The sequence below is a fragment of the Collinsella intestinalis genome (assembly GCF_902364775.2).
GTDB lineage: Bacteria > Actinomycetota > Coriobacteriia > Coriobacteriales > Coriobacteriaceae > Collinsella.
Window position 1 is genome coordinate 393,434 of the sequence record NZ_CABJEU020000001.1, and the last position, 21,417, is coordinate 414,850.

Here is a 21,417-nt window from a genome sequence, read left to right on the forward strand (position 1 = left end):
GTCTCTTCGCGATAGAATGATGCGTGCTGATTATTGCAGGGGGTTTGATGTTCACCAGCTTCTTCAAAACTTTGGGTGTTGGCGCCCGCACCACGGTTCTCGCTGCCCCGCTGGCCGGCTATGTGATTCCGCTTTCAGAGGTCGAGGACCAGATGTTTGCCAAGGGCCTGCTTGGCCAGGGTGTTGCTATGGTGCCGACGGGCGATCGCGTGGTCGCTCCGTCCGATGGCAAAATCGAGGCGATCTTCCCCACGGGTCATGCCGTCGCCGTGCATACGGTGGAGGGGCTCGACGTGCTCATTCATGTCGGCCTGGAGACGGTCAAGCTCGATGGCAGGCATTTCAAGGTGAATGCCGCCGTCGGTGATATCGTGAAGCGCGGTGACGTGCTCATCGAGTTCGATCGCGAGGCCATCTCCAATGAGGGCTACGATTTGACCGTGCCGATCCTCATCTGCAATTCCGCCGAGTTTGCCAGCATCAAAGGCAATGTCGGTGAGGATGTCGAAGAGCTCGGTCAGCTCTTGGTCGCACGTTCCCGATAGTCTAAATAGACGATTTCGCGCAAGGCCCCCGGTGCTTCCGGGGGCCTTGCATTTCTTAATGCGAGCGGCGAATATAGATACGTTCGGGCATATTCTCTCCCGAATCGCTGTGGACGGGCAGGGGCCTCGACACCGCGGGGCTTCGAACTGTGCGCGCCCTCGCCCTGGACGGTGCGCGTCTCACGTTGGTTGCGGCCGACGAGGCCCGCATGGACCGAGATGAACTCTCGGAGAAAAGGAGCGCTTCATGCGTATCATTCACGCCACCGACTATGAGGACATGAGCCGTAAGGCGGCGAACATCATCGCCGCGCAGGTCGTTATGGACCCCGCTTGCGTTCTCGGCCTGGCCACCGGTTCCACGCCCATTGGGACCTATCAGAACCTCATCAAGGCATACGAGGCCGGCGACCTTGATTTCTCCCAGGTCAGCACGTACAACCTGGATGAGTACCGCGGCCTGTCGCACGACGACCCGCAGAGCTATCACTACTTCATGAAGGAGAACCTGTTCGATCACATCAACATCGACCAGGCCAACACCCATGTGCCGGATGGCTCCGACCCCGATGCCGAGGCCGCCTGCTCCGAGTACGACCGCATTGTCGAGGAGGCCGGTTACCCGGATCTGCAGCTCCTCGGTATCGGCAATAACGGCCACATCGGCTTCAATGAGCCCGACACCTGCTTCTCCAAGGGCACGCACTGCGTCGATCTGACCGAGAGCACGATCGAGGCGAACAGCCGCCTGTTCGACAACATCGAGGATGTGCCCCGTCAGGCCTATACCATGGGCATCCAGACGATCATGAACGCTTATATGGTGCTCGTCGTCGCCAACGGTGAGAAGAAGGCCCAGGCCGTGCACGACATGTGCTTCGGGCCCATTCAGCCTTCCTGCCCCGCTTCCATCCTGCAGCTGCACCCCAACTGCGTGGTCATCGCCGACGAGGCCGCTCTTTCCCTGTGCAAGTAAGCGCCCGCTGACATATCGATGAGATTGCGACCCCCGTTTCGGGGGTCGCTTTTTTATTTAATTGCAAGCCGATAATGGGGGTCTGTAAAATACTTGAAACAATCTGACCAGATTTATCCGCTGGCAGAATAATTATCAACACTGGCAGAACTTCCATCTTTCGCAGAACAGTCGGGCATATGCTCATTAATACATCGTACCTGGTCAAATATTGGCTATGGACAGCAGGTGATCGAGAGGGGGGAAGGAGAGGGGGAGAGCATGTTGTGACCCGAATCCCGATTTATCTGACCCATAGCTGATGGGGCAGTAAAAAATGCGAGCACGTAACGATGGATGACGAATGACGGCCATTATCGTGGGGGCAATGCTCGCAATCAGGTGAAGGGAAGGAAGATGGTTGAGCGAGAAGAAAGGGATCGAGAGGTGCATGTGGACGGACCGGCTCACGAGAGCGGCCCGGTCGTGCCCGTGGAGCGCTTGGTGCACCGCGAGCGCTTGCTTCGAGATCTGAGGACACAAGGAGAGGAAGCCGGCATCACGGTGATTGTCGCACCGGATGGCTTTGGCAAGACGACATTACTTGTTCAGCGCGTCGCAGAAGTGCGGTCGTGCGTTGAGAGAGGGTCAGCCCGCATGCTGGACCTGGAGGGCCTCGACGAGGTGCAGGCGTATGAGTCGGTCAAGCGACTGTCGGAGGATCTCGATCCCCGCATGAGGCCGCTTATCGCGCTCGACAACCTGACGACGCTGCAAGAACACGGCATCGAGGCGATGGTCGGCCTGCTGCGCTCCATGAGGGGTGAAGGCTTCGAAATAGTGGTGACCTGCCGACCGAGCAACAGGGCGTTTGTGGCGGCCATGGGGGATTCGTACAAGATTACGGCCCAGTCGCTGTTGGTGAAACCCCGTGAATATCCGGCGTGGGCACGCAAACTTTCGATTGCGAGCGGGTTGGATGTGTACGGGCTGACTCAGGGGGTCCCGCGGCTTGTGGCGATGTTGGGAGATGCGACGTCGATCGACGAGATGTCGGATGCCTTTGAAAACGCGACAGTCGAGTTGTATCGAGGCGTCGTATGCGAATTGAGGAGGAGCAGGGATTCCCTGTATCGGACCGTGTGCCTGCTCATCATGAGCGGTTTTGGCAGCATTCGAGATTTCGATCGCGCGGGCATGCGTGTGCGTAAGGACAGTTGGCTTCGCCTTGCTCGGGAGTATCCGATTTTCGGGTTCGATGCGAAGGGCGACGCGTACCGATGCATGTCAAACCGCGGAGTCCCGTTTTCTGAACTGAAATGCGAACTCGTCCACGCGCGCCCGCTGTATGCGGTCCGCGCGGCGAAGATGATGTTGGAAGTGGGCAATATCGACGGAGCCGTTGCGTTGATGCGCATGTTCGAGCGAGAGGGGGATGCGACGGCGCTCATCGCCGAATATCCCACGGCGTGTGCCCTGAGCGGCAATGGGGCGTTTCTGACAGCGCTGGTGGAACGTATGGGCGGTGCTGCGGTTTGCTCGATTCGAGTAGGCGTTGTTCTGGCCCTGTACCTGTGCGCCCTGGAGCGCGGGGATTACCGGGCTGCCCGAATCATGGCGGCGGAGCTGCGCAGGCGCTCGTCGGAGATTCTGGATGAGGTGAGTCCGAGTGCTTGGCGTGAATCGACGGCCATGGCCGCAGTTTGGAGCGATTGCGCGGGCGTGGCGCTTCCTGACCTGAATCATGGGAAGGGGCATGATTGCGAGACGGTGGCATCACAGCAACTGGAGCTCCATGTCCGTGTGCAGAAGTGCATCATGGCCGGAGACGGTGCGGTGAGCATCGATGAGGGCATGGGAATCAATGAGGCTTTCCTCGGCGCGAAGGGTATCTCGATACCGGGAGTCCTCCTCGCGTGCGATCGAATTCTTCTCGACGCATTCAAGGGCGATGTGGGAGATGCTCGTGCGCTTGATAGTCACCTGCAGGAAGTGGCCCGATTATTGTCGGGACGACATCTCGACCCAATTGCGTCATATGTCCGCGTGGTTGGCTCGACCTGTCGTTTGATGGCGGGTTTGCCCGTGGTGGACGAGCGCGCGTTCGTTGACGGGGGAACGGCTTCCGTTCGGTGCTCCGATTTCGCCATGCAGCTGTATTGCCTAGTCGGTGAGGGCTGGCAAGATCTGGCGGTCGGGCAGATCGTGAGTGCTCAGTTCCGCGCCCAACAGGTGAAGAAGCTCGCAACCCCCGATCAAAGCTTCGTTTTGGCCTGGGCGAGCTTCTTGGAGTGTGCCGCGCATTTGCTCAATTCCTCACATGTCGTGCTTAACGAGGAGGCTGACGAGCTCGATGCGGGGGAGGGCGAGTGCACGGTCGTGGATGCCTGGACCGTCGCAATGCTGCTCTCGGCGACTTCTCGGCTTCCCGAGCTATCGGCATGGTGCTCCCTGCGTCGTCCGCTTCTGCTTGATGAGGGAATGCGCGCGCGGGCACGTCAGCTCATCAGGGCGGCCGGGGAGCGTGCGATGCCCTTGGCGCGCATGCTGCCCGAGGGCTTCAGTGAGGCCGCGCCGGAAGGGAAGCGCTCAGATGCGGGGGCGCCGGCCCTGTTCGACGTGGCGTCGGTCGAATCGGGTCAACGGCTGGGCCGGGTAACGATCAGCTTGTTCGGTGGATTTCAGGCGATGCGCAACGGCCATACGCTCACCGATGCGCTTTGGCGAAGGAAGAAGGCGTGCGTGATCGCAGCACGTCTCGCGCTTGCCGGGGGCAACTTCGTGGGTCGCCAGGTGATCATGGAAGAGATGTGGCCAGATAAGGACTACAAGCATGCGCGGGAGTCCATGTATTCTTCGCTGAGTTCGCTTCGCGCTGCGTTTGGGCAGCATGCGGATGGGCCGCAATATGTTCTCACGCAAGGCGAGGGGGTTGCGTTGAACATGGAATACGTTGTGTCGGATACCGCGTGTTTCGACGCGCTTGCACGCGACGTGCTTCTGAGGAGGACGGGAACCTCATCGCGTGAGATTATCGAGACATGTCTGAAGATCGAAGAGATATACAAAGGCCCCCTTTATGTCCCGGAGAGTGGTAACACATCGTATTACCTGCGAGTTCGCCGCGTCTATCAGATGAAGTTCGCAGATTGCATGGTGCGCGGAATCGAGGCCGCCCTTGAGATGGACGATTTGCCGTCGGCATCCTGGCTCGTGGAGGCGGCACTGCGACAAGCGCCCTTGCGCGAGGACGTCATCAGGTGCGCCATGAGGATTTACGACAAGACGGGAAGGCGCAGGGAGATCGTGGAGCTTTACAACAACCATCTGCATCTGCTCGAGCAGGAGCTTGGATCGATACCTGAGGAGGAGACGAGGATGACCTATGAGTCGATCATCGGTCGATCGGGGATGCAGACCATGCTTTGATTGCGATGAGAAAAAGGAGGCGCACCCGATGGCGCGCCTCCTGGTGAGTGAGAGATGGCGAGGGCGGGGTGTTTGTACGGCCCGCCGCAGGCAGCATCTTAACCGAGCTTGATGTGCTCGATGTCCTTACGGCTGCTCGCACGATACAGGGAGAAACGGTGGCCGATAACCTGGACGACCTCGGCACCCACAAGCTCGGCGAGCTGGTCGGCCGCCTCACGGCAGGAGAGCAGGCTGCCGTCCTGGACGGAGCACTTGATGAGCTCGTGGGCGTCGAGCGCTTCCTCGGCCTGCTTGGCGATGGCGTCGGTCACGTCGGCCTTGCCGATATGGACGACGGGGTTGAGGTGGTGCGCGAGGGCGCGGAGCTGGCGGACCTGCTTGCCGGTGAGAGCCATGTATTCGCTCGCTTTCTGCGGAGGTAATGATTTCAGCAGGTAAACGATAGCGCAGTGGAGGCACGTCGGCAAGCGCGCACGGTGCCGGGGGATACGCCTCCACGAGGCTCTCACGACGGTGATCGGGGAGGGGGCGCGGACCGCCTGAAGGGTCATGTCACTTCTTATGTTTCGTGAGGTATGGGGGCGGCATGGCGGGTTCGGGAACGCTAGAATGGTTGAACACGTGCAAGCATGATATTCGCCAAAGGAGCCGCCATGTCCATCACGCCCCAGGAGATAGCCGAGACGCGCGGTATGGTCTCAGAGCACAATTTGGACATCCGCACGATCACCATGGGCATCTCGCTCATGGGCTGCGCGGATGATAACTTGGAGCGCATGTGCACGAAGGTGTACGACCATGTGACGCGCACTGCCGAGCACCTTGTCGAGACTGCAGAGGGGCTTGAGCGCGAATACGGCATTCCGATCGTCAACAAGCGCGTGGCGGTTACCCCGGTTGCCCAGATCGCATCCGCCTGTCCTGACGAGGACCTCGTCCCGCTTGCCCATGCTCTCGATCGGGCCGCGGAGACGCTCGGCATTGATTATCTGGGCGGCTACTCGGCGCTGGTGCACAAGGGCATTGGCGATGCGGATCGTCGTCTCATGAAGTGCATTCCGCGCGCCCTCGCCGAGACGAGCCGCGTGTGCTCGAGCGTCAACGTGGCGACGCTGCGCGCCGGCATCAATATGGATGCGGTCCTCATGGCCGCCCAGACCATCATCGACGCGGCTAAGCTCACCGCCGACCGCGAGTGCGTGGGCGCTTCCAAATTCGTTTGCTTTGCGAACATGGTTGAGGACTCGCCGTTCATGGCGGGTGCCGTGCACGGATCCGGTGAGGCCGATGCCGTGATCAACGTCGGTGTTTCGGGGCCGGGCGTTATGGCCGCCGCGCTCGAGGAACTGCCGGCCGATGCCGATGTGATGCAGGTCGCGGAGCGTATCAAGCAGACCGCCTTCAAGATCACCCGTGCTGGCGAACTCATGAGCCGCGAGGCCTCGCGTCGCCTGGGTGTCGAGAAGGGCATCGTTGATCTGTCGCTCGCCCCCACGCCCGCCGTGGGAGATTCTGTGGCCCGCATTCTCGAGATCATCGGCGTGGGCCAGTGCGGCGGCCCCGGTACGACCGCTGCCCTCGCCCTGCTCAACGACTGCGTGAAGAAGGGCGGCGTCATGGCGAGCTCAAGCGTGGGCGGCCTGTCCGGCGCCTTCATCCCGGTGTCCGAGGACGCCGGCATGATCGAGGCCGCCGAGGCCGGAGCCCTCTCCCTCGAAAAGCTCGAGGCCATGACGTGCGTCTGCTCGGTGGGCCTCGACATGATCGCGGTTCCCGGCGATACGGACGTGGAGACCATCGCCGGCATCATCGCCGACGAGATGGCCATCGGTGTCATCAACAACAAGACCACTGCCGTGCGTATCATTCCGGCGATCGGCAAGGGCGTCGGTGAGTCCGTCGATTACGGCGGACTGTTCGGCCGTGCTCCGGTCATGCCGGTGAACAGCCATGCCGGCACGGTGTTCGCGCACCGCGGCGGTCGTTTCCCCGCCCCCATGAACTCTTTGAAGAACTAGCGCTTTCACCGCCACGCGGTCGCGTCCGGCAATCGGCGCGACCTGCGGGCGGGCCCCAGGACCCGGCGCCCCGACCGCGCCCTTGTATGCGAAAGGATGCACATGGCCGACCTTACCGAACGCTTCGGCACGATGGTTTTCTCCGAAGACGTCATGAAGAAGTGGCTCCCCAAGGACGTGTACAAAAAACTCGCCGCCACCATCGAGGGCGGTGAGCCGCTTGATTTGGACGTGGCGAACGCCGTGGCCCATGCCATGAAGGAATGGGCTATCTCCAAGGGCGCCACGCATTACGCTCACTGGTTCCAGCCGCTTTCGGGCATCACGAGCGAGAAGCACGATAGCTTTCTCGAGCCCAACCACGACGGCACCGCCATTACCAAGTTCTCCGGTAAGGCCCTGATCAAGGGCGAGTCCGATGCGTCGAGCTTCCCCAACGGCGGCCTGCGCGCCACGTTCGAGGCCCGCGGCTACACCGCCTGGGACGCTACGAGCCCGGCGTTCATCAAGGACGATGTCCTGTGCATCCCCACCGCGTTTTGCTCCTACACAGGCGAGGCGCTCGACAAGAAGACCCCGCTGCTGCGTTCGATGACGGTGCTGGACGAGCAGGCCAAGCGCGTGCTCGCCCTCTTTGGCAAGCACCCGAAGCGCGTGGTGCCTTATGTGGGTGACGAGCAGGAGTATTTCCTCATCAAGAAGGACGCATATCGTAAGCGCCGCGACCTGGTCATTTGCGGCAGGACGTTGTTCGGTGCCGCCCCCGCCAAGGGCCAGGAGCTCGAGGAGCATTATTTTGGCGCGATTCGTCCCACCGTCTCGGCTTACATGAAGGATCTCGACGACGAGCTATGGGCTTTGGGCATTCCGTCCAAGACCAAGCACAACGAGGTCGCGCCCTGCCAACATGAGCTTGCGCCCGTGTACTCCGAGCTCAACGCCTCGGTGGACAACAACCTGCTCATGATGGAGAAGATGAAGCTCATCGCCAGCCGCCACGACCTGGTGTGCCTGCTGCACGAGAAGCCGTTTGAGGGCATCAACGGCTCGGGCAAGCACAACAACTGGTCGCTCGGCACTGCCGATGAGAACCTGCTCGAGCCCGGCGACACGCCGCTGGAGAACCTGCAGTTCATCGTCTTCCTCACCGCCGTGATCGAGGCAGTGGACAAATATCAGGACCTCCTGCGCGCCAGTGCCGCGAGCTGTGGCAACGATCATCGCCTGGGCGCCAACGAGGCCCCGCCGGCGATCGTGTCCATCTTCTTGGGCGATCAGCTCACCGAGGTCGTCGAGATGATCATGGATGGCGAGGCGAGCGTCCATGCCACCACCGACACGCTCACCTTCGGCACGGTCATCCTGCCCAACCTTGAGCAGGACAACACCGACCGTAACCGCACGAGCCCCTTTGCCTTCACGAACAACAAGTTCGAGTTCCGTGCCGTGGGGTCGGAGGCCAACGTCTCCGATGCGAACACTGTGCTCGATACGGCGGTCGCCGAATCTCTGCGCGATTTCGCCGATGCGCTCGAGGGCGTGCCCGCCGATTCGTTCCAGGAGGCCGCGCTGGCCTACTGCGCCGAGCATCTGCGCGCGCATCGCCGCATCCTGTTCTCGGGCGATGGTTATTCCGAGGCATGGGAGCAGGAAGCCGAGCGCCGCGGTCTGTGCAACTACCGCACAACCGCCGACGCGCTGCCCGCGTTCGTCGCCGAGAAGAACATCAAACTCTTCAGCGAGATGGGCGTGCTCACCGAGGCCGAGGCCGTCTGCCGCTACGAGGTGAAGCTCGAGAAGTACAACAAGCTCATGAACATCGAGGCGACGACGATGGTGCGCGAGGCCCGTCGTACGTACCGTCCGGTCATCACCGCGTATGCCACCAAGGTCGCAAAGGGTCTCGAGACCATTCGCGCTGCGGGGGCCGAGGCCGCCATGGCTTATGAGCAGGCGACGTTGAACGAGCTGTGCGACGGCATCACCGCCATCAATGAGTCCATCGCCCGTCTCGATGAGGTTCACGCCAAGGCTGAGGGCATCAGCGATGGTCAGTTGCAGGCCAATTGCTATGCGCACGAGGTCGCTCCCGTTATGGCCGACCTGCGCGCCGCGGTGGACGCCATGGAGGAGATTGTGGCGGCTGATTATTGGCCGGTCCCGACCTACGATGACGTCTTGTTCTACGTCTAAGGTCTCTGCTATACTCTAGCGCGCTGTCCCCATCGTCTAGCGGCCTAGGACGCCACCCTTTCAAGGTGGATATCACGGGTTCGAATCCCGTTGGGGGCACCATTGCTGTGTCCGGACCCGCTCGGCTTCGCGCCGGGCGGGTCCTTTGCATAAGGGGGTCCCGGGATGGAAGCGAAACGCGTTGCCCGTGCGGGCGTTATGGCGGCGTTGTTGGCGGTGTCGGCTCAGGTGATGGTGCCGATCGGCCCTGTGCCCTTCACGCTGCAGACGTTGGTGCTTGCCATGGTGCCGGCCGTGCTCGACCCGGCGACCTCGGTGTTCACGGTGTTGGCCTATGTTGTGCTCGGTGCGGTGGGCCTGCCTGTTTTTGCGGGCTTCAACGGCGGCATCGGCGCGCTCGCCGGTCCGACGGGCGGGTTTTTGTGGGGCTTTGTCCTGGGCTGCGCGCTGGCGGGCGCGTTGGCAAAAGTGCTCGATGGCAGGATCGGGGCGTATCCGCGCGCGCTCACGTGCGCGGCAGCGCTCGTGCTCGTTTCGTATGTGTGCGGAACCGTCCAGCTCATGGCGCTCATGAACCTCGACCTTGCGGGGGCGCTCGCCATCGCGGTGATCCCTTTTGTGGTTCCCGATGCGGTTAAGGTCGCAGTCGGAGCGCGCTTGGGCTGCACCGTGGCGCGCGTGGTGAAATAAAAGCGCCCATCGCGCGATCGATATGAATGAATCGGCCCCCATGATTACATGGGGGCCGATTGCGTTCGAGTCGAGGTGTCGCGCGGGCGGTGGTGCCGAGCGTTCCTTAGGGCAGCAGCTTCATCGCGGCCGCGCGGGCCGAGAGCTCTCGATCGTCATTGAGCGGGGACAGCGGCAACAGGGCTTCTGCCTGTGCGTCGCCGGCAGAGAGGCGGCGTTCGAGCGCTCGCTCGATGAGCCAGTCGGCGAGGTCGGGGTTCTTGGAGAGCGCGGGACCATGCAGGTAGGTACCGATCAGGTTGCGATGCAGGCAACCTTCGAGCCCGTCTTTGCCGTTGTTGCCCGTACCGGGAACCGTCGAGACGCCCAGTGGGTGCTCGCACTCATCGAGGAACGTACGGCCGCCGTGGTTTTCAAAGCCGACGAACGGGTCACTTGAAAGCTCGGTTTTGACTGCGACGTTGCCGGTCAGGCGCCCGTCGCCGCGGACGGTGTCGGCTGCGATGATGCCTAGGCCCTCGATCTTGTCATCGCCCATGTAGTAGGAGCGGCCGAGGAGCTGGTAGCTACCGCAGATGGCGAGCATGACGCCGTCGTCCTCGACGTAGGCGCTGAGCTCGTCGCGCCGCGAACGCAACTCATGGGCGACGGCGAGCTGGTCGCGGTCGGCGCCGCCGCCGATCAAGATGATGTCGGCGGTTGCGAGGTCGAGCTCATCGCCCATGTGAACGTTGTCGATTTGGGCGGGAATGCCGCGCCATGCGCAGCGTCGCTCGACGACCATGGCGTTGCCGCCATCGCCATACAGGTTCAGGGCATCTGGGTAGAGGTGGACGATGCGAAGTGGTCGGTCGAGGACGGCGGGTGCGGGAAGCTCATCGCCTGTGGCGATTGCTGCCTGCTCGCCGTGCGCGGTCTGGTCGACCTGGGGCGCCGTGATGCTCGCATCTTCCGAGCTCAGGCGCTTGAGATCGGCTACAACAGGCGGGAACGCCGTGTAGTTGGCGACGGCGAAGAAATCATCTTCGGCGGGCTCGTCGGTGACGGATGCGAGTGCCTGTTCGACGCTTTCCACAATCGGGGCGTCGATGCCGGCGTATTTGAGGCGGACCTGCAGGTCGTTGGCACGCGAACCGCCCACAAAGGCGCGAATCCCCGGAGCTTCGGCAAGGCACTCGAAGTCGACGTCCCAAATCCAGGAGACATCGCGACCGTCGGCTTCGGCATCGTTCAGGAAAAAGGCCATGAGACGGCCATTCGAGGCTTTGATCTGCTGAATTTGACGGTCGAAGCCGACCGGGTTCTTGGCGAGATCGCTCGCCACCGTGCGGCCTATGGCCCGCCAGCGCGTCATGCGCCCGCCCGTGGGGACGTAGGCGTCGAGCACGTCCTGGAAGCGCGAGGGGCTGGCGCCCAGGGCGCAGGCAGCGGTGCAGGCGGCCATGATGTTGTACACCATGTAGAGGCCGTTGTAGGCGGTGGTAAGGGTGAGCTCGCGGGCGGGGTCTGCCGTATTGCCCGGTAAATGCAGGCAGAACGAGTAGCCGTCCCCGGAGAGGGAGACGTCGTGCGTCCATGCCTCGAGTTTGGGGCGCTCCCAGCCGCATGCGGGGCAGCGGTAGGCGCCGAGCTGGCCATACTGCAGGTATTCGTATTCGAGCGCCGCATTGCACTTGGCGCAAAAGCGCGACTCGGCCATGCGTGATGTCTCAGTTCCCGTGGCTCCCTGGATGCCGAGCGGCACGCGCGGGTTGGGCACACGGTCGGCGATGGCGGTGCACAAGGGATCGTCGGCGTTGAAGATGAGGACGGTCTCGGGCGAGGAGGCCAGGGCGCCGGCGATCGCATCCTGCGTGTGGTCGATCTCGCCGTAGCGGTCAAGCTGGTCGCGGAACAGGTTGAGTAGTACGAAGTGCGTGGGCTTGAGGCGCGGCAGCACGCGGACCGTGTAGAGCTCGTCGCACTCGAATACGCCCACTCGCACGGTGCCCGCGGTGCGACGGCGCTCGGAACTGGCCTCGAGCAGCGCGCCGGTGATGCCGGTCTCCATGTTGTTTCCCGCGCGGTTGCACACGCAGGTGAGACCGCTTGCGCTCACGGCGTCGGCGATAAGGTTAGTCGTGGTGGTCTTGCCGTTGGTGCCGGTGACGACGACGCTCGCGTCGAGCAGGTCGGCGAGGTGGGCGATGAGCTCCGGATCGATCGCCAGGCCGATTTTGCCGGGCAGGGCGCCGCCGCTGCGGTGCAGGACGGAGCGGAGGCCCCAGCGGGCGATGCCGGCGGCTGTGGTGGCGATGTTGGAGGTGATGCTCATGGGAGCTCCTGTCGTGATGGTGCCTATTGCTGGTTGGCGGCGGCGTAGCGTGCGCGGCTGCGCTGCTCGGGCGTCATGCGGCTGCGCGGGGAGTAGATGACGTTGGTGCGGCAGTATTCGACGCACAGGTCGCATCCGGCGCAGGCATCGCGGTCGATGCGGAAGATCGGCGGCGTGAATGCAATGGCGGGGCAGCCGGTGATTTGCTGGCAGCGATGGCAGCTCGTGCATGCGTACTGGTCGATCTCGACGGGTTCGGCCTGGAACTCGCCGCGCTGCAGCTGGGCGCAGGGGGAGGCGAACACGACGGCATGGACGCCGGGCCGCGCGAGGGCCCCGTGAAGCACGTCCGAGCTCTTCTGGCTGTCAAAGGGGTCGACGATCGCCGCGTCGTCGCATCCGAGTTCGAGGGCTCGTGCGGCGAGCGCTTCGAGGGCGCCGACCGTGAGGAACTCCTTGCTCGAGGCGAGCACGGCGAGGACGGTGACGTGTCCCTCGGCGGGCAGTGAGTGAAGCACCTCGGCGGCGTTCTCTGCTGCAAGGTCGGCATCGGGGATGAAATGGATGACCGCCTCGCACGCCGGCTCCTCCGACGTCCCACCCGTCGGCACCGCGACCTTGTACCGGTCGAGCAGTGCCTCCTCGCCACCGGGACAGGCGGTGGCGGCGGGGTGCATGGGGCCGACGTTCGCGCAGCCGGCGTTGCCGCAGATGACGCGGCCGCGCCCGCGACCCAGGGCCTCCTTGCAGGCGATGTAGGCGGCACGGTGCGGACAGCCGGGGCAGGACACGCCGGGCAGGGCCTGGTTCTCCGTGCTCATCCTATGCCTCCTCGCCGGTGTAGGGTTCGCGGCTCAGCAGCTCGAGCTCGAAGGTGAGCGTGTGGCCGGCCATGGGGTGGTTGAAGTCGAACAGCGTGTCGGCGTCGTCCGCCACGCGGATCACGCGGGCGAGCTGCTGGTAGCCCTCGCCGTTCATGAGGTAGATGAGCTGGCCCGGGATGAGGTCCTCGTAGTTGGGGATCTCGATGGTGGGCATCGTGTAGAGCAGACGCGGATCGTGCTCGCCGTAGGCGTCCTTGGGCTCGAGGCGCACGGTTTTCTTCTCGCCCGGCTCCATGCCGAGTACGGCGACCTCGAATCCGGGCACGACCTCGTGGTTGCCCTCCACGTAGGTGAGGGGGGTGCGGCCGATGGTGGTGTCGAACACCTCACCGTCCTCGAAGGAGCCGGTGTAGTGCACCGTCACGCGGTGTTTGAGGGAGAAGTCGGTCACGGTGATCCTTTCAGGGTCGATGGTCACGAGGCAAGCCTATCATGCGCTTGCGATCTAAAAGCCATAGCGGCGGGCGAAGTCGTCGGCTGCGGCGCGTACGCCGTCGACGCCTTCCGCCCACAGGGTGAAGTCGGGCGTGTCGGCGATGATGCCGTCGGCCTCCCACACGGCCTGGTGGGCAAGATCCCACGTCTCGCGCGCGGGCGGTCGCACGGGCAGGTACGGGTCGTGGTAGGTGGGGTTCAGCAGAAAGAAGGCGCCGCCATCGCAGCGCGTGGCGAAATCCCTGAGCGCGCGGCGCGCGCTGCGGATTTGACCGAGCTTGTAGAGTAGCAACGTGCGGCCGAGGCCGAACCAGGGGAGCTCTTCGACGTCCGGACCCGCCTCTTGCACGGCTTGGAAGAACGCGTCTTCGTCCTCAAGGCGTGCGAGGGCGAGCAGCAACGTGCCAACGGCGTAATTGGGAAAGCCCTTTGCACGCATGACGGTTCGGGCGTGAGCGGCAGCCGACCGGTAGCGGGCGGTGAAGATGGACCCCTGGGCGAGCGCCTCCAGGATGTGGAGCCAGCCGATCAGATCGGGGTCGGAGGCGGTGAGCTCGCTCGCGCTCGCTCCGCCTGCCAGCGCCTCAGGTGCCCAAAGACCGTCGACGTCCGGATCGAAGCCGGGATGCGTCGAAATGATCATCTCACGTGCCTCGCGCTCGAGCTTGAGCATGTCGGAGAGGCAGGCGTCGAGGGGGACTTCGGCGAGCTGGATGGAGACGAGTCGGGCGTCCAGGCAGGTGGCGTCTTCGGCGATGATGTTGGCGAGTTGCTCGCGCGCCCGGGAGAACAACTCGCCACGGCCACGCTCGAACTCGTCGTCGGGAAGGCCCTCCATGCGCAAGAGCCCGTCGGCGAGCTCTCCGTGTACGCGGGAGTAGGACAGCAGTGCCTGCGCATGCACGTTTGCGGCGTAGCGCTCGGGTTCGGCGGCGATTTGCTCGCGCACGAGCTCGCGTGCGCCCTCCGTCAAGCCGGGGTGTTCTTGGATATAGAGCCGTTCCAGGTATGCGGGAACATAGACACGCGGGTCCATCAGCGTGCGCCTCCAATCGGGCCGCCGCCCTCGACCTGGGCGATCATGGCGCGATCTTGGTCGGTGAGTGCGGCCTGCACCAGCTCATGCTCGGCGATCCAGATGGCGAAGCTGGCGGCGTCGGGCGTGCCCATGCCCTCTTGAAGCAGGGGCGTCGCTTCAGAGAGGGCGAGTATCAGCTCGTCGTCGCTGCCGGGCTGCACGTGCACGCGCGAAAAAACGCCGTCGGGAAACTCGGCCTGGAAGTAGAGTGCTTGGGCGGGGTGGGGGTAGGAGCGCATGAGGGCCTGGAGCAGCGCGGTGGCGCGGTCGAAGTCGAAGACGCGGTAGGCGAGGCTCATCTCGGTGATGAGGGACCATGCGTCGGGCCGATGGCCGCCGAGGCGGCCGGAGCGGGAGGATGCACGGTCCTGGTAGGCTGAGGCGTGGTGTGAGCGAAAGCGCCTGAGCTCCTCGGCCTCGACCTCGAGTTTGCCCAGTGCGAGCATGCCGGTGTGCCGCGCACCCGCCGGGTCGAGCGGATTGGCCTCGAGGGCGCGTTCGGCATAGGAGAGCGCCATGCGATAACGGCCGGCGATGAGCAGGCGCGAGGCGAGCGCGGCGAGCCAGCGCTGATGCGCGCGGCGACCGAGGTCGTGGGCGAATTCCTGCTCATAGGGGTTAGCAGCGCTTTCGATGAGCGTTTTCAGGTCATCCTCAACGGCGGGGAGGTTTTCGATGAGATAGTCGATGAGCGCATCGTCGGAGATGGAGCGCATGGTTGCGAGCATGCGCTGCGCGTCCCAATTCCGAGGGTCGAGCTCGACGGCCTCGCGCAGGTAATCCTCGGCTTGGGAGAACAGCTGCTCGGCCTCTGCCTCGGAGGGGGCGAAGGGCGCGCGGTAATCTGCGAGCTCGGTCGCCATGGCGACGAGGTGGAACGATCGGTCCCGATCGGTGTGGATGAGGGTTGCCGGGTCGAGGCGGTAGGCCTCGCTGGCGCGCTCGATGAAAGCGGCGTCGCTCGCGGGGTCGGCGCCTTCGCGCTCCATGGCGGCGAGGATGAGCCGCAGGCAGTCCTCTTGGACGGGGTCGAATGCCATGTCGCTCCTAGTCGATACGGTATGAATGCGCGCCCGAGGGCGCGTCGATACAGGTGGTTCGGCGGCGTGTCACCGCGTGATGAGACGGCCGCGATCGTTGCGCGGTGCGTCTCGATGACCTTTTAGTTTACCGATTGAAGGGCGGGGAGACTACCGTAGGGCGGCGGCGTCCGATTCTTCCGCAACAACTTCAACGACCAGCCCGTGGGGAAGACATACGATCTGCTCGCCGGCCTGTGAGATGGGCGCATGTTCGACGCAGACCTGGTTGCCGCAGTTGGCGCTTTTCACCTCGACGCGGCCCTCCGAGAGCGAGATGACGTTCTCGCCGCCGTCGGCATCTTGCCCGCTGCCGGTGCCGTTCGTCTCGACGGTGAAGGTAGCGTCGCGCGCGAGCTCGTCGACGCGGCGGAAGCCGTCTTTGGATTGGGTGACGACGAGCGGTCCGTTCGCCGACGTATTCCTACCGTTCGCGTAGTTTATGAGCCACCATGCGCCCCCGCCCACAAGAGCGAGCAAAAGCGCGGCTATCAGGCATAAATCGCCGGTTTTGAGGCGGTGCTTCACGTGTTCTTCTTCCGGGTCGCGTAGTTCAGTCACCCATGGTACCAGGTCTTTTGATTGGCTGCGTCCGAGATGGGCCACGCGGGCGAGTGCGGTGGACCGGAGCGCGGAGCGATACAATATGCGTGTCTGCGGGCACGTTGCCACTCGATGATAAAACGATACATCATCGAAGGCCGAGCAATCCGCCCGCACCCGAATACGGTCCTTACGCGGAGCCAAAAAGGGGGTTCCGCGCGTGAACGCGGGGTGACCCGCGACTTGGGAGGTACGCAATGGGACGTTTTACCAATCCGCGTGATCTGTACTTCGGTGAGGGTGCCCGCCATGAGGTCAAGAACCTCAAGGGCGAGCGCGCCATGATCGTGACCGGTGGCGGCTCGATGCGCCGCGGCGGTTTCCTGCAGGACGTTGAGGCCGACCTCAAGGAGGCCGGTTTCGAGGTTGAGATCTTCGAGGGCGTCGAGTCCGACCCGTCCGTCGAGACGGTTATGAAGGGCGCCAAGGCCATGGAGGCCTTCCAGCCCGATTGGATCATCGGCATCGGCGGCGGCTCGCCCATCGACGCCGCCAAGGCCATGTGGCTGTTCTACGAGTATCCCGAGGAGACCTTCGAGCAGGCCGTCGTGCCCTTCTCCTTCCCGGAGCTCCGCACCAAGGCCCACTTCTGCGCCATCGCCTCTACCTCCGGTACCGCGACCGAGGTCACCGCGTTCTCCGTCATCACCGACTATGAGAAGGGCATCAAGTACCCGCTGGCCGACTTCAACATCACCCCTGATGTCGCCATCGTCGACCCCGAGCTCACCTACACCATGCCCGCCAAGCTCTGCGCCCACACCGGCATGGACGCGCTGACCCACGCCATCGAGGCCTACGTCTCCACCGCCGGCTCCATGTATACCGACGGCAACGCGCTGCACGCCATCCGCGAGATCGTCGAGTGGCTGCCCAAGTCCTACCAGGGCGACCATGAGGCCCGCGCCCACATGCACGACGCCCAGTGCATTGCCGGCATCGCCTTCTCGAGCGGCCTGCTCGGCATCGTTCACTCCATGGCGCACAAGACCGGTGCCGCCTTCACCGGCGATCACATCATCCACGGCTGCGCCAACGCCATGTACCTCGGTAAGGTCATCCAGTTCAATGCCCGTGACGAGCGCGCCAAGAGCCGCTATGCCTTTATCGCCAAGGACGTTCTGCACCTCGCCGGTGAGACCGAGGACGAGCTCGTCGAGGCCCTGGTCCAGAAGATCCGCGACCTCAACGACGCCCTCGACATCCCGCAGGGCATCAAGAACTACGGCCAGTACGGCGTGAAGGCCGACGAGTCCATCATCGACTACGACGAATTCGAGTCCAAGAAGGCCGACGTCGCCGCCAACGCCATCCTGGACGCCTGCACCGGCTCCAACCCGCGCATCCCGACGCAGGAGGAGATGGAGCAGCTGCTCGAGTGCGTGTACACCGATACCCCGGTCACGTTTTAGTGACTCGGTGACGTCCCGCCGCTCCCGGTGACGCTCTTGCCGCCCCGGTGACGCTCTGGGGCTGCATCGATTGCTCGAAGCGGCTTGTCACTCGGAAGCCCGATGGCCCTCGGTTGCCATCGGGCTTCTCTTGTATTGGGTCGCCGCGGAGCCCCGGCTGGGCTGTCGCAGAGTCCCGGCTGGGCCGCTGCGGGGCCCCGGCTTGCCCCCGCCGCGAGGCCCCGGCTGGGCCGCCTGCCCTCGAGGTATAACCAAAGTCACGTATTGAGGGCTCCTTTCGTGACTTTGATTGCATTTCGCTAATCTGAAGGCTCCTCGCGCCGGGGAACGCCGGCGGCGGTTAGCAGCCGCTCGAAATACGCCGTGTCGAGCACGTCTCGCATGCTGAATCTGACGATTTTGAAGCCGCTTAGACAAAGGTGGGACTCCCTGCGTCGTTCCGCTGCAAGCGCGCGTATTACCGCATCAAGACCGTTCCGCGTGCCATCGACGCCGCCCTTGCGATATTTGCCGAGCCCGTCGAGCTCTCCGATGACCCAGCTCCCGTCTTCAAGACGCCAACCAAAGTCTCCGCGTTTGGGGTTATCCGGCTCCATTGGATCGAAAACCTCGACTTGCAGGTACGGGGCAACGAAGCCGAGTTCGATCATCGTCGCGCGTGCAATCGATTCCCCACCATTCTCACTTCGCCCGTCCGCCCATGCGACGGTTTCGCGAGCCTGCCGAATGCCTCGTCGCCCCTTGCCGTCCTTTTCGATCCAGCACTCGATCTCGCGCTTGCCCGCCAATTCCCAATGGATTGCGGAGTCGGTGATTGCCAGCCCCACGCGAAAGTCGGAAGTGCAAAGACAGTCGACGAGCGTTTTCCGCAGTGAGGTGACGCGCACCCCCGTATTCGACACGATGTCTTGAGGGGCGAGCCGAAGGTGATGCCGGATGAGTGGGGACCCGCGTCGGCTCGTTCCGTTGGCGCAATAATGCACGGAGTCGAGAACGGTGTTCGGCACCTGGAGCCCGTGGATCACGGCCGCCGAGTATCCGCAGAACACCCAGCTGGGATGCAGGAGCCCGAGCGTGCGGATCGTGCGGATGGTCCGCTCTCGAATAGAAGCGGTTTCGAACGTGCTGCATCGTGCGTACATCCCTCTGAAGGGGGACGCTAGCTCGCCCTTTGCGAATCGGCGACGCAGCAAGACTTCCTCAGCATGGCCCACGGGGGTTAGCCACAGCCCCTGTGCCTCCGCCCGATCGAGGCGAACGGATAGATTGCTGGCAATCTCGCCCAGAAGCATCACCCTCTCAGTTTCATCGATTGTCTCCAGTGCCGTCGTAGGGATTGAAATCAGCCGGCGTACGTGTTCGGTCATATCAACCGTACTGCTGGATGGGGGAGGATGAGCCTGCCCCCTTTCAAACCGAAAACTGACCGCGCAGGTGATGTGCGGTGGGGGTGCATGCACAATTCGGCGGGCGGTTGAATACGGCGGGTGGGCGCGCGACGGATGCGGAGTTTTCCACAGCCGAATTGGCTGATGTCCACAGGCGCTGATGTGCCTCCCGTGCTTTGACAATCTGAGAAGGTCGCCCTGCTCGGATTCGCCGAGGCATACTCAAAGTCACAACATGGGCATCGATTTGGTGATTTTGGTTATATCTCGCTGGGGAGAGAGGGTCGGGCGGGGGAATTCCGTTATACTCTGCTCCCGCGGGCGATTGGCGCAACGGTTAGCGCAGGTGCTTTACACGCACAAGGCTGGGGGTTCGAATCCCTCATCGCCCACCAAGGAATGTGAACGCGAGGGCCGTGTCGCCCTCGCGTTTTTGTTTATGATGGTGAGGAAGAACCTTCGTCGCGAGAAAGGCTGCTATGAGCGACTTCGACCTCTCGAACCACCCCGTCCTTCCCGCCGAGCCCACAGGCGAGCTGCGCGAAAAGCTCGGACGCGTGAAGTACGTCTTCACCGACCTGGACGCCACCATGCTGGCGCCTGGCTCTTGCGCTCTCTCGGATAACGAGGGCAATCCGAGTACCTCACTCGTCGAGGCCATCGTGGCTCTCAAGCGCGCCGGCATCGAGATCATTCCGTGCTCCGGCCGCGCTCGTGTGATGATGCACGAGGACTCGCGCATCCTGGGCTTCAACTCCTACATCGGCGAGATGGGCGGCCTGCTCATGCTCGACCTCAAGGCGAACAAGTGGGAGTACTTCACCGGGGACATGCCCTACGACCCCGATTGCGGCCTCACCCCGCATCAGGTGATTGAGCAGGCGGGCGTCTGCCAGGGTATCATCGACCGTTGGCCCGGCCGTATCGAGTATCACAACGACATGGCAAACGGCATCAAATACCGAGAGGTCACGGTAGGCATGCGCGGCGAGGTGCCCGATGAGGAGGCCCAGGCGATGATCGACGTCGCCGGCCTCGGCCTGGTGTGGGGCAACAACGGCTACCTGACCCATGTCTCCAAGCCCACCACGTTGGAGCTTGGCGAGGACGGCCCCGGCCGCGCCTTCAACATCATGCCCGCCGGCCTCAACAAGGGCCGTGGCATCGAGCGCTTTTGCGAGCTTCGCGGTATCGACCGCGCCGAGACGCTTGCCATCGGCGACTCGGAGTCCGACTTCCTGGCTGCCCCGTATGTGGGAACCTTCGTGTGCGTGGAGAACGCCCTCAAGGATCCCGCCACGCCTGCGCTCATCGCTGAGAACGATAACGTCTACCTCACGCGCGGCAAGGTCGTCGAGGGATGGGTGTATATGGCGAAGGCCCTGTTGGCGGCCCGCGCATAGGTGCGAAAGCGCATGACGGGAGGAACCATGAGAGATTGCGAGCGCCCCATCGGCGTGTTCGACTCCGGATTGGGCGGTCTCACGGTTGCGCGGTGCATCGCTACCTCGCTGCCGCATGAGTCGATTTACTACGTGGGAGATACAAAGCGGTGCCCCTACGGCGTGCGTCCCGAGGAGGAGGTGCGCTCCTTTGTGTTGCAGGCGGGCAGGTGGCTCGCCGAGCACGAGGTCAAGATCATGGTCATCGCGTGCAACACCGCCACCGCGGCGGGTCTGCGCATCGCTCAGCAGGTGCTGCCCGTGCCGGTGATCGGTGTGATCGCGCCGGGCGCACGCGCCGCCATCAACTCCACGCGTACGCGCAAGGTCGGCGTGCTCGCCACGCCGCTCACCGTTCGAACCGGCGCCTACACGCGCGCCATCCAGGATCTGGATGCGGGTGTGGATGTGTACGGATGTCCCGCCCCGAGTTTTGTCGAGATCGTCGAGCATGAGCTCGCTACCGGTGCCCACCTGCAGGAGCGCTGGCTGCAAAATGGGGACATCTTCGACACACTCGAGAATCGCGTAGAGGTCGAGCGCACGCTCGCGCCCATCATCAACGGCGGTGCGCAGGTGGACACAGTGGTACTCGGCTGTACGCATTTCCCCTTGCTGGCCGGTCCGATTCGCCATGCGCTCGGGCCCGATGTGCGCGTGGTGTCCTCGGCGGAGGAGACGACGCGTGAGCTCGAGGACATCTTGAGCCGCCGTGACCTGCTCGCCCCTCAGACGGCGCAGCCGGAGCACCGCTTTGCCACGACCTCGGACAACATCGCCGAGTTCGCTGCTGCGGGCAGCTTCATCTTCGGGCAGCCCCTCAAGAGCATCGAGCACATCTCGCTCGACGAGCTCCGCGGCCTGTAACGTCTCAATTGGTGCCTGTCACCAATTGCTCGTTTTTCTCATCTCGAGGGCGGGCTCCAATCGTCCGTGGGGACCGCGGATG

17 protein-coding genes and 2 tRNA genes are annotated in these 21,417 nt (G+C 63.5%); 11 read left to right on the top strand and 8 right to left on the bottom strand.

All coding sequences use genetic code 11. The features are described from left to right. Positions 1–47: 47 nt before the first annotated feature. The 3 genes from FY258_RS01600 to FY258_RS01610 all read left to right on the top strand — a co-directional run bounded on the left by FY258_RS01600 (position 48) and on the right by FY258_RS01610 (position 4,929). Positions 48–545, top strand: coding sequence for a PTS sugar transporter subunit IIA (locus FY258_RS01600; RefSeq protein ID WP_118102594.1), 498 nt, complete (start codon positions 48–50; stop codon positions 543–545). A gap of 247 nt (positions 546–792) precedes the next feature. After that, positions 793–1,521 (top strand): glucosamine-6-phosphate deaminase, encoded by a 729-nt coding sequence (gene nagB / locus FY258_RS01605; RefSeq protein WP_006723144.1) that lies wholly within the window; start codon positions 793–795, stop codon positions 1,519–1,521. A 432-nt stretch (positions 1,522–1,953) separates the two neighbouring features. Beyond that, positions 1,954–4,929: an AfsR/SARP family transcriptional regulator gene (locus FY258_RS01610; protein WP_259324399.1), complete on the top strand. Its 2,976-nt coding sequence runs from the start codon at positions 1,954–1,956 to the stop codon at positions 4,927–4,929. 98 nt (positions 4,930–5,027) lie between these two features. On the opposite strand, the gene yhbY is transcribed toward FY258_RS01610, so the two are convergent. After that, the gene (gene yhbY / locus FY258_RS01615) at positions 5,028–5,327 is read right to left on the bottom strand and encodes a ribosome assembly RNA-binding protein YhbY (RefSeq protein WP_118102598.1); all 300 of its coding nucleotides are present in this window, start codon (positions 5,325–5,327) and stop codon (positions 5,028–5,030) included. 258 nt (positions 5,328–5,585) lie between these two features. Between yhbY and FY258_RS01620 the strand changes: the two genes are divergently transcribed. The 4 genes from FY258_RS01620 to FY258_RS01635 all read left to right on the top strand — a co-directional run bounded on the left by FY258_RS01620 (position 5,586) and on the right by FY258_RS01635 (position 9,833). Beyond that, on the top strand, positions 5,586–6,950 hold the full coding sequence (locus FY258_RS01620) for a PFL family protein (protein ID WP_118102600.1): 1,365 nt from the start codon (positions 5,586–5,588) through the stop codon (positions 6,948–6,950). Between the two features lie 102 nt (positions 6,951–7,052). After that, the gene (locus tag FY258_RS01625) at positions 7,053–9,143 is read left to right on the top strand and encodes a glutamine synthetase III family protein (protein WP_118102602.1); all 2,091 of its coding nucleotides are present in this window, start codon (positions 7,053–7,055) and stop codon (positions 9,141–9,143) included. Between the two features lie 25 nt (positions 9,144–9,168). Next, positions 9,169–9,245: transfer RNA gene (locus FY258_RS01630), tRNA-Glu, on the top strand. 63 nt (positions 9,246–9,308) lie between these two features. Next, a complete protein-coding gene (locus FY258_RS01635; RefSeq protein ID WP_118102604.1) occupies positions 9,309–9,833 on the top strand; it encodes a biotin transporter BioY in 525 nt (174 codons plus the stop codon). Between the two features lie 106 nt (positions 9,834–9,939). Here the strand turns inward: FY258_RS01635 and FY258_RS01640 are convergent, their stop codons facing one another. From FY258_RS01640 to FY258_RS01665, 6 genes are all read right to left on the bottom strand, one after another. After that, positions 9,940–12,147, bottom strand: a complete 2,208-nt coding sequence (locus FY258_RS01640; protein ID WP_182279364.1) for a MurT ligase domain-containing protein — start codon at positions 12,145–12,147, stop codon at positions 9,940–9,942. Between the two features lie 23 nt (positions 12,148–12,170). Continuing rightward, a complete protein-coding gene (locus FY258_RS01645; RefSeq protein ID WP_118102608.1) occupies positions 12,171–12,968 on the bottom strand; it encodes a 4Fe-4S binding protein in 798 nt (265 codons plus the stop codon). A gap of 1 nt (position 12,969) precedes the next feature. Next, positions 12,970–13,422, bottom strand: a complete 453-nt coding sequence (locus FY258_RS01650) for an FKBP-type peptidyl-prolyl cis-trans isomerase (protein ID WP_259324400.1) — start codon at positions 13,420–13,422, stop codon at positions 12,970–12,972. Positions 13,423–13,476: 54 nt separating this feature from the next. Continuing rightward, positions 13,477–14,502 (bottom strand): hypothetical protein, encoded by a 1,026-nt coding sequence (locus FY258_RS01655; protein WP_118102612.1) that lies wholly within the window; start codon positions 14,500–14,502, stop codon positions 13,477–13,479. Continuing rightward, a complete protein-coding gene (locus FY258_RS01660) occupies positions 14,502–15,584 on the bottom strand; it encodes a tetratricopeptide repeat protein (protein ID WP_118102613.1) in 1,083 nt (360 codons plus the stop codon). The genes FY258_RS01655 and FY258_RS01660 overlap by 1 nt, the downstream gene beginning before the upstream one ends. Positions 15,585–15,734: 150 nt before the next feature. Further along, positions 15,735–16,151, bottom strand: coding sequence for a NusG domain II-containing protein (locus tag FY258_RS01665; RefSeq protein ID WP_118102615.1), 417 nt, complete (start codon positions 16,149–16,151; stop codon positions 15,735–15,737). Between the two features lie 272 nt (positions 16,152–16,423). On the opposite strand from FY258_RS01665, the gene FY258_RS01670 reads away from it, so the two are divergent. Continuing rightward, on the top strand, positions 16,424–17,638 hold the full coding sequence (locus FY258_RS01670) for an iron-containing alcohol dehydrogenase (RefSeq protein ID WP_118102617.1): 1,215 nt from the start codon (positions 16,424–16,426) through the stop codon (positions 17,636–17,638). A 299-nt stretch (positions 17,639–17,937) separates the two neighbouring features. Here FY258_RS01670 and FY258_RS01675 read toward each other — a convergent pair whose 3' ends face one another. Beyond that, a complete protein-coding gene (locus FY258_RS01675; RefSeq protein WP_118102619.1) occupies positions 17,938–19,005 on the bottom strand; it encodes a hypothetical protein in 1,068 nt (355 codons plus the stop codon). 340 nt (positions 19,006–19,345) lie between these two features. Between FY258_RS01675 and FY258_RS01680 the strand changes: the two genes are divergently transcribed. From FY258_RS01680 to murI, 3 genes are all read left to right on the top strand, one after another. Next, positions 19,346–19,421: transfer RNA gene (locus FY258_RS01680), tRNA-Val, on the top strand. 84 nt (positions 19,422–19,505) lie between these two features. Next, positions 19,506–20,429: an HAD family hydrolase gene (locus FY258_RS01685; protein ID WP_118102621.1), complete on the top strand. Its 924-nt coding sequence runs from the start codon at positions 19,506–19,508 to the stop codon at positions 20,427–20,429. Between the two features lie 27 nt (positions 20,430–20,456). Continuing rightward, positions 20,457–21,335, top strand: coding sequence for a glutamate racemase (murI, locus tag FY258_RS01690; protein ID WP_226803342.1), 879 nt, complete (start codon positions 20,457–20,459; stop codon positions 21,333–21,335). Positions 21,336–21,417: the final 82 nt, after the last annotated feature.

Excerpts from the sequence above, each read along its gene's own strand:
- FY258_RS01655 (WP_118102612.1), bottom strand. The coding sequence starts at position 14,502 with ATGGACCCGCGTGTCTATGTTCCCGCATACCTGGAACGGCTCTATATC.
- FY258_RS01675 (WP_118102619.1), bottom strand. The coding sequence starts at position 19,005 with ATGACCGAACACGTACGCCGGCTGATTTCAATCCCTACGACGGCACTG.
- FY258_RS01600 (WP_118102594.1), top strand. The coding sequence starts at position 48 with ATGTTCACCAGCTTCTTCAAAACTTTGGGTGTTGGCGCCCGCACCACG.
- FY258_RS01625 (WP_118102602.1), top strand. The coding sequence starts at position 7,053 with ATGGCCGACCTTACCGAACGCTTCGGCACGATGGTTTTCTCCGAAGAC.
- FY258_RS01670 (WP_118102617.1), top strand. The coding sequence starts at position 16,424 with ATGGGACGTTTTACCAATCCGCGTGATCTGTACTTCGGTGAGGGTGCC.
- FY258_RS01645 (WP_118102608.1), bottom strand. The coding sequence starts at position 12,968 with ATGAGCACGGAGAACCAGGCCCTGCCCGGCGTGTCCTGCCCCGGCTGT.
- FY258_RS01685 (WP_118102621.1), top strand. The coding sequence starts at position 19,506 with ATGAGCGACTTCGACCTCTCGAACCACCCCGTCCTTCCCGCCGAGCCC.
- FY258_RS01660 (WP_118102613.1), bottom strand. The coding sequence starts at position 15,584 with ATGGCATTCGACCCCGTCCAAGAGGACTGCCTGCGGCTCATCCTCGCC.
- FY258_RS01620 (WP_118102600.1), top strand. The coding sequence starts at position 5,586 with ATGTCCATCACGCCCCAGGAGATAGCCGAGACGCGCGGTATGGTCTCA.
- nagB (WP_006723144.1), top strand. The coding sequence starts at position 793 with ATGCGTATCATTCACGCCACCGACTATGAGGACATGAGCCGTAAGGCG.
- FY258_RS01640 (WP_182279364.1), bottom strand. The coding sequence starts at position 12,147 with ATGAGCATCACCTCCAACATCGCCACCACAGCCGCCGGCATCGCCCGC.
- yhbY (WP_118102598.1), bottom strand. The coding sequence starts at position 5,327 with ATGGCTCTCACCGGCAAGCAGGTCCGCCAGCTCCGCGCCCTCGCGCAC.
- FY258_RS01635 (WP_118102604.1), top strand. The coding sequence starts at position 9,309 with ATGGAAGCGAAACGCGTTGCCCGTGCGGGCGTTATGGCGGCGTTGTTG.
- murI (WP_226803342.1), top strand. The coding sequence starts at position 20,457 with ATGAGAGATTGCGAGCGCCCCATCGGCGTGTTCGACTCCGGATTGGGC.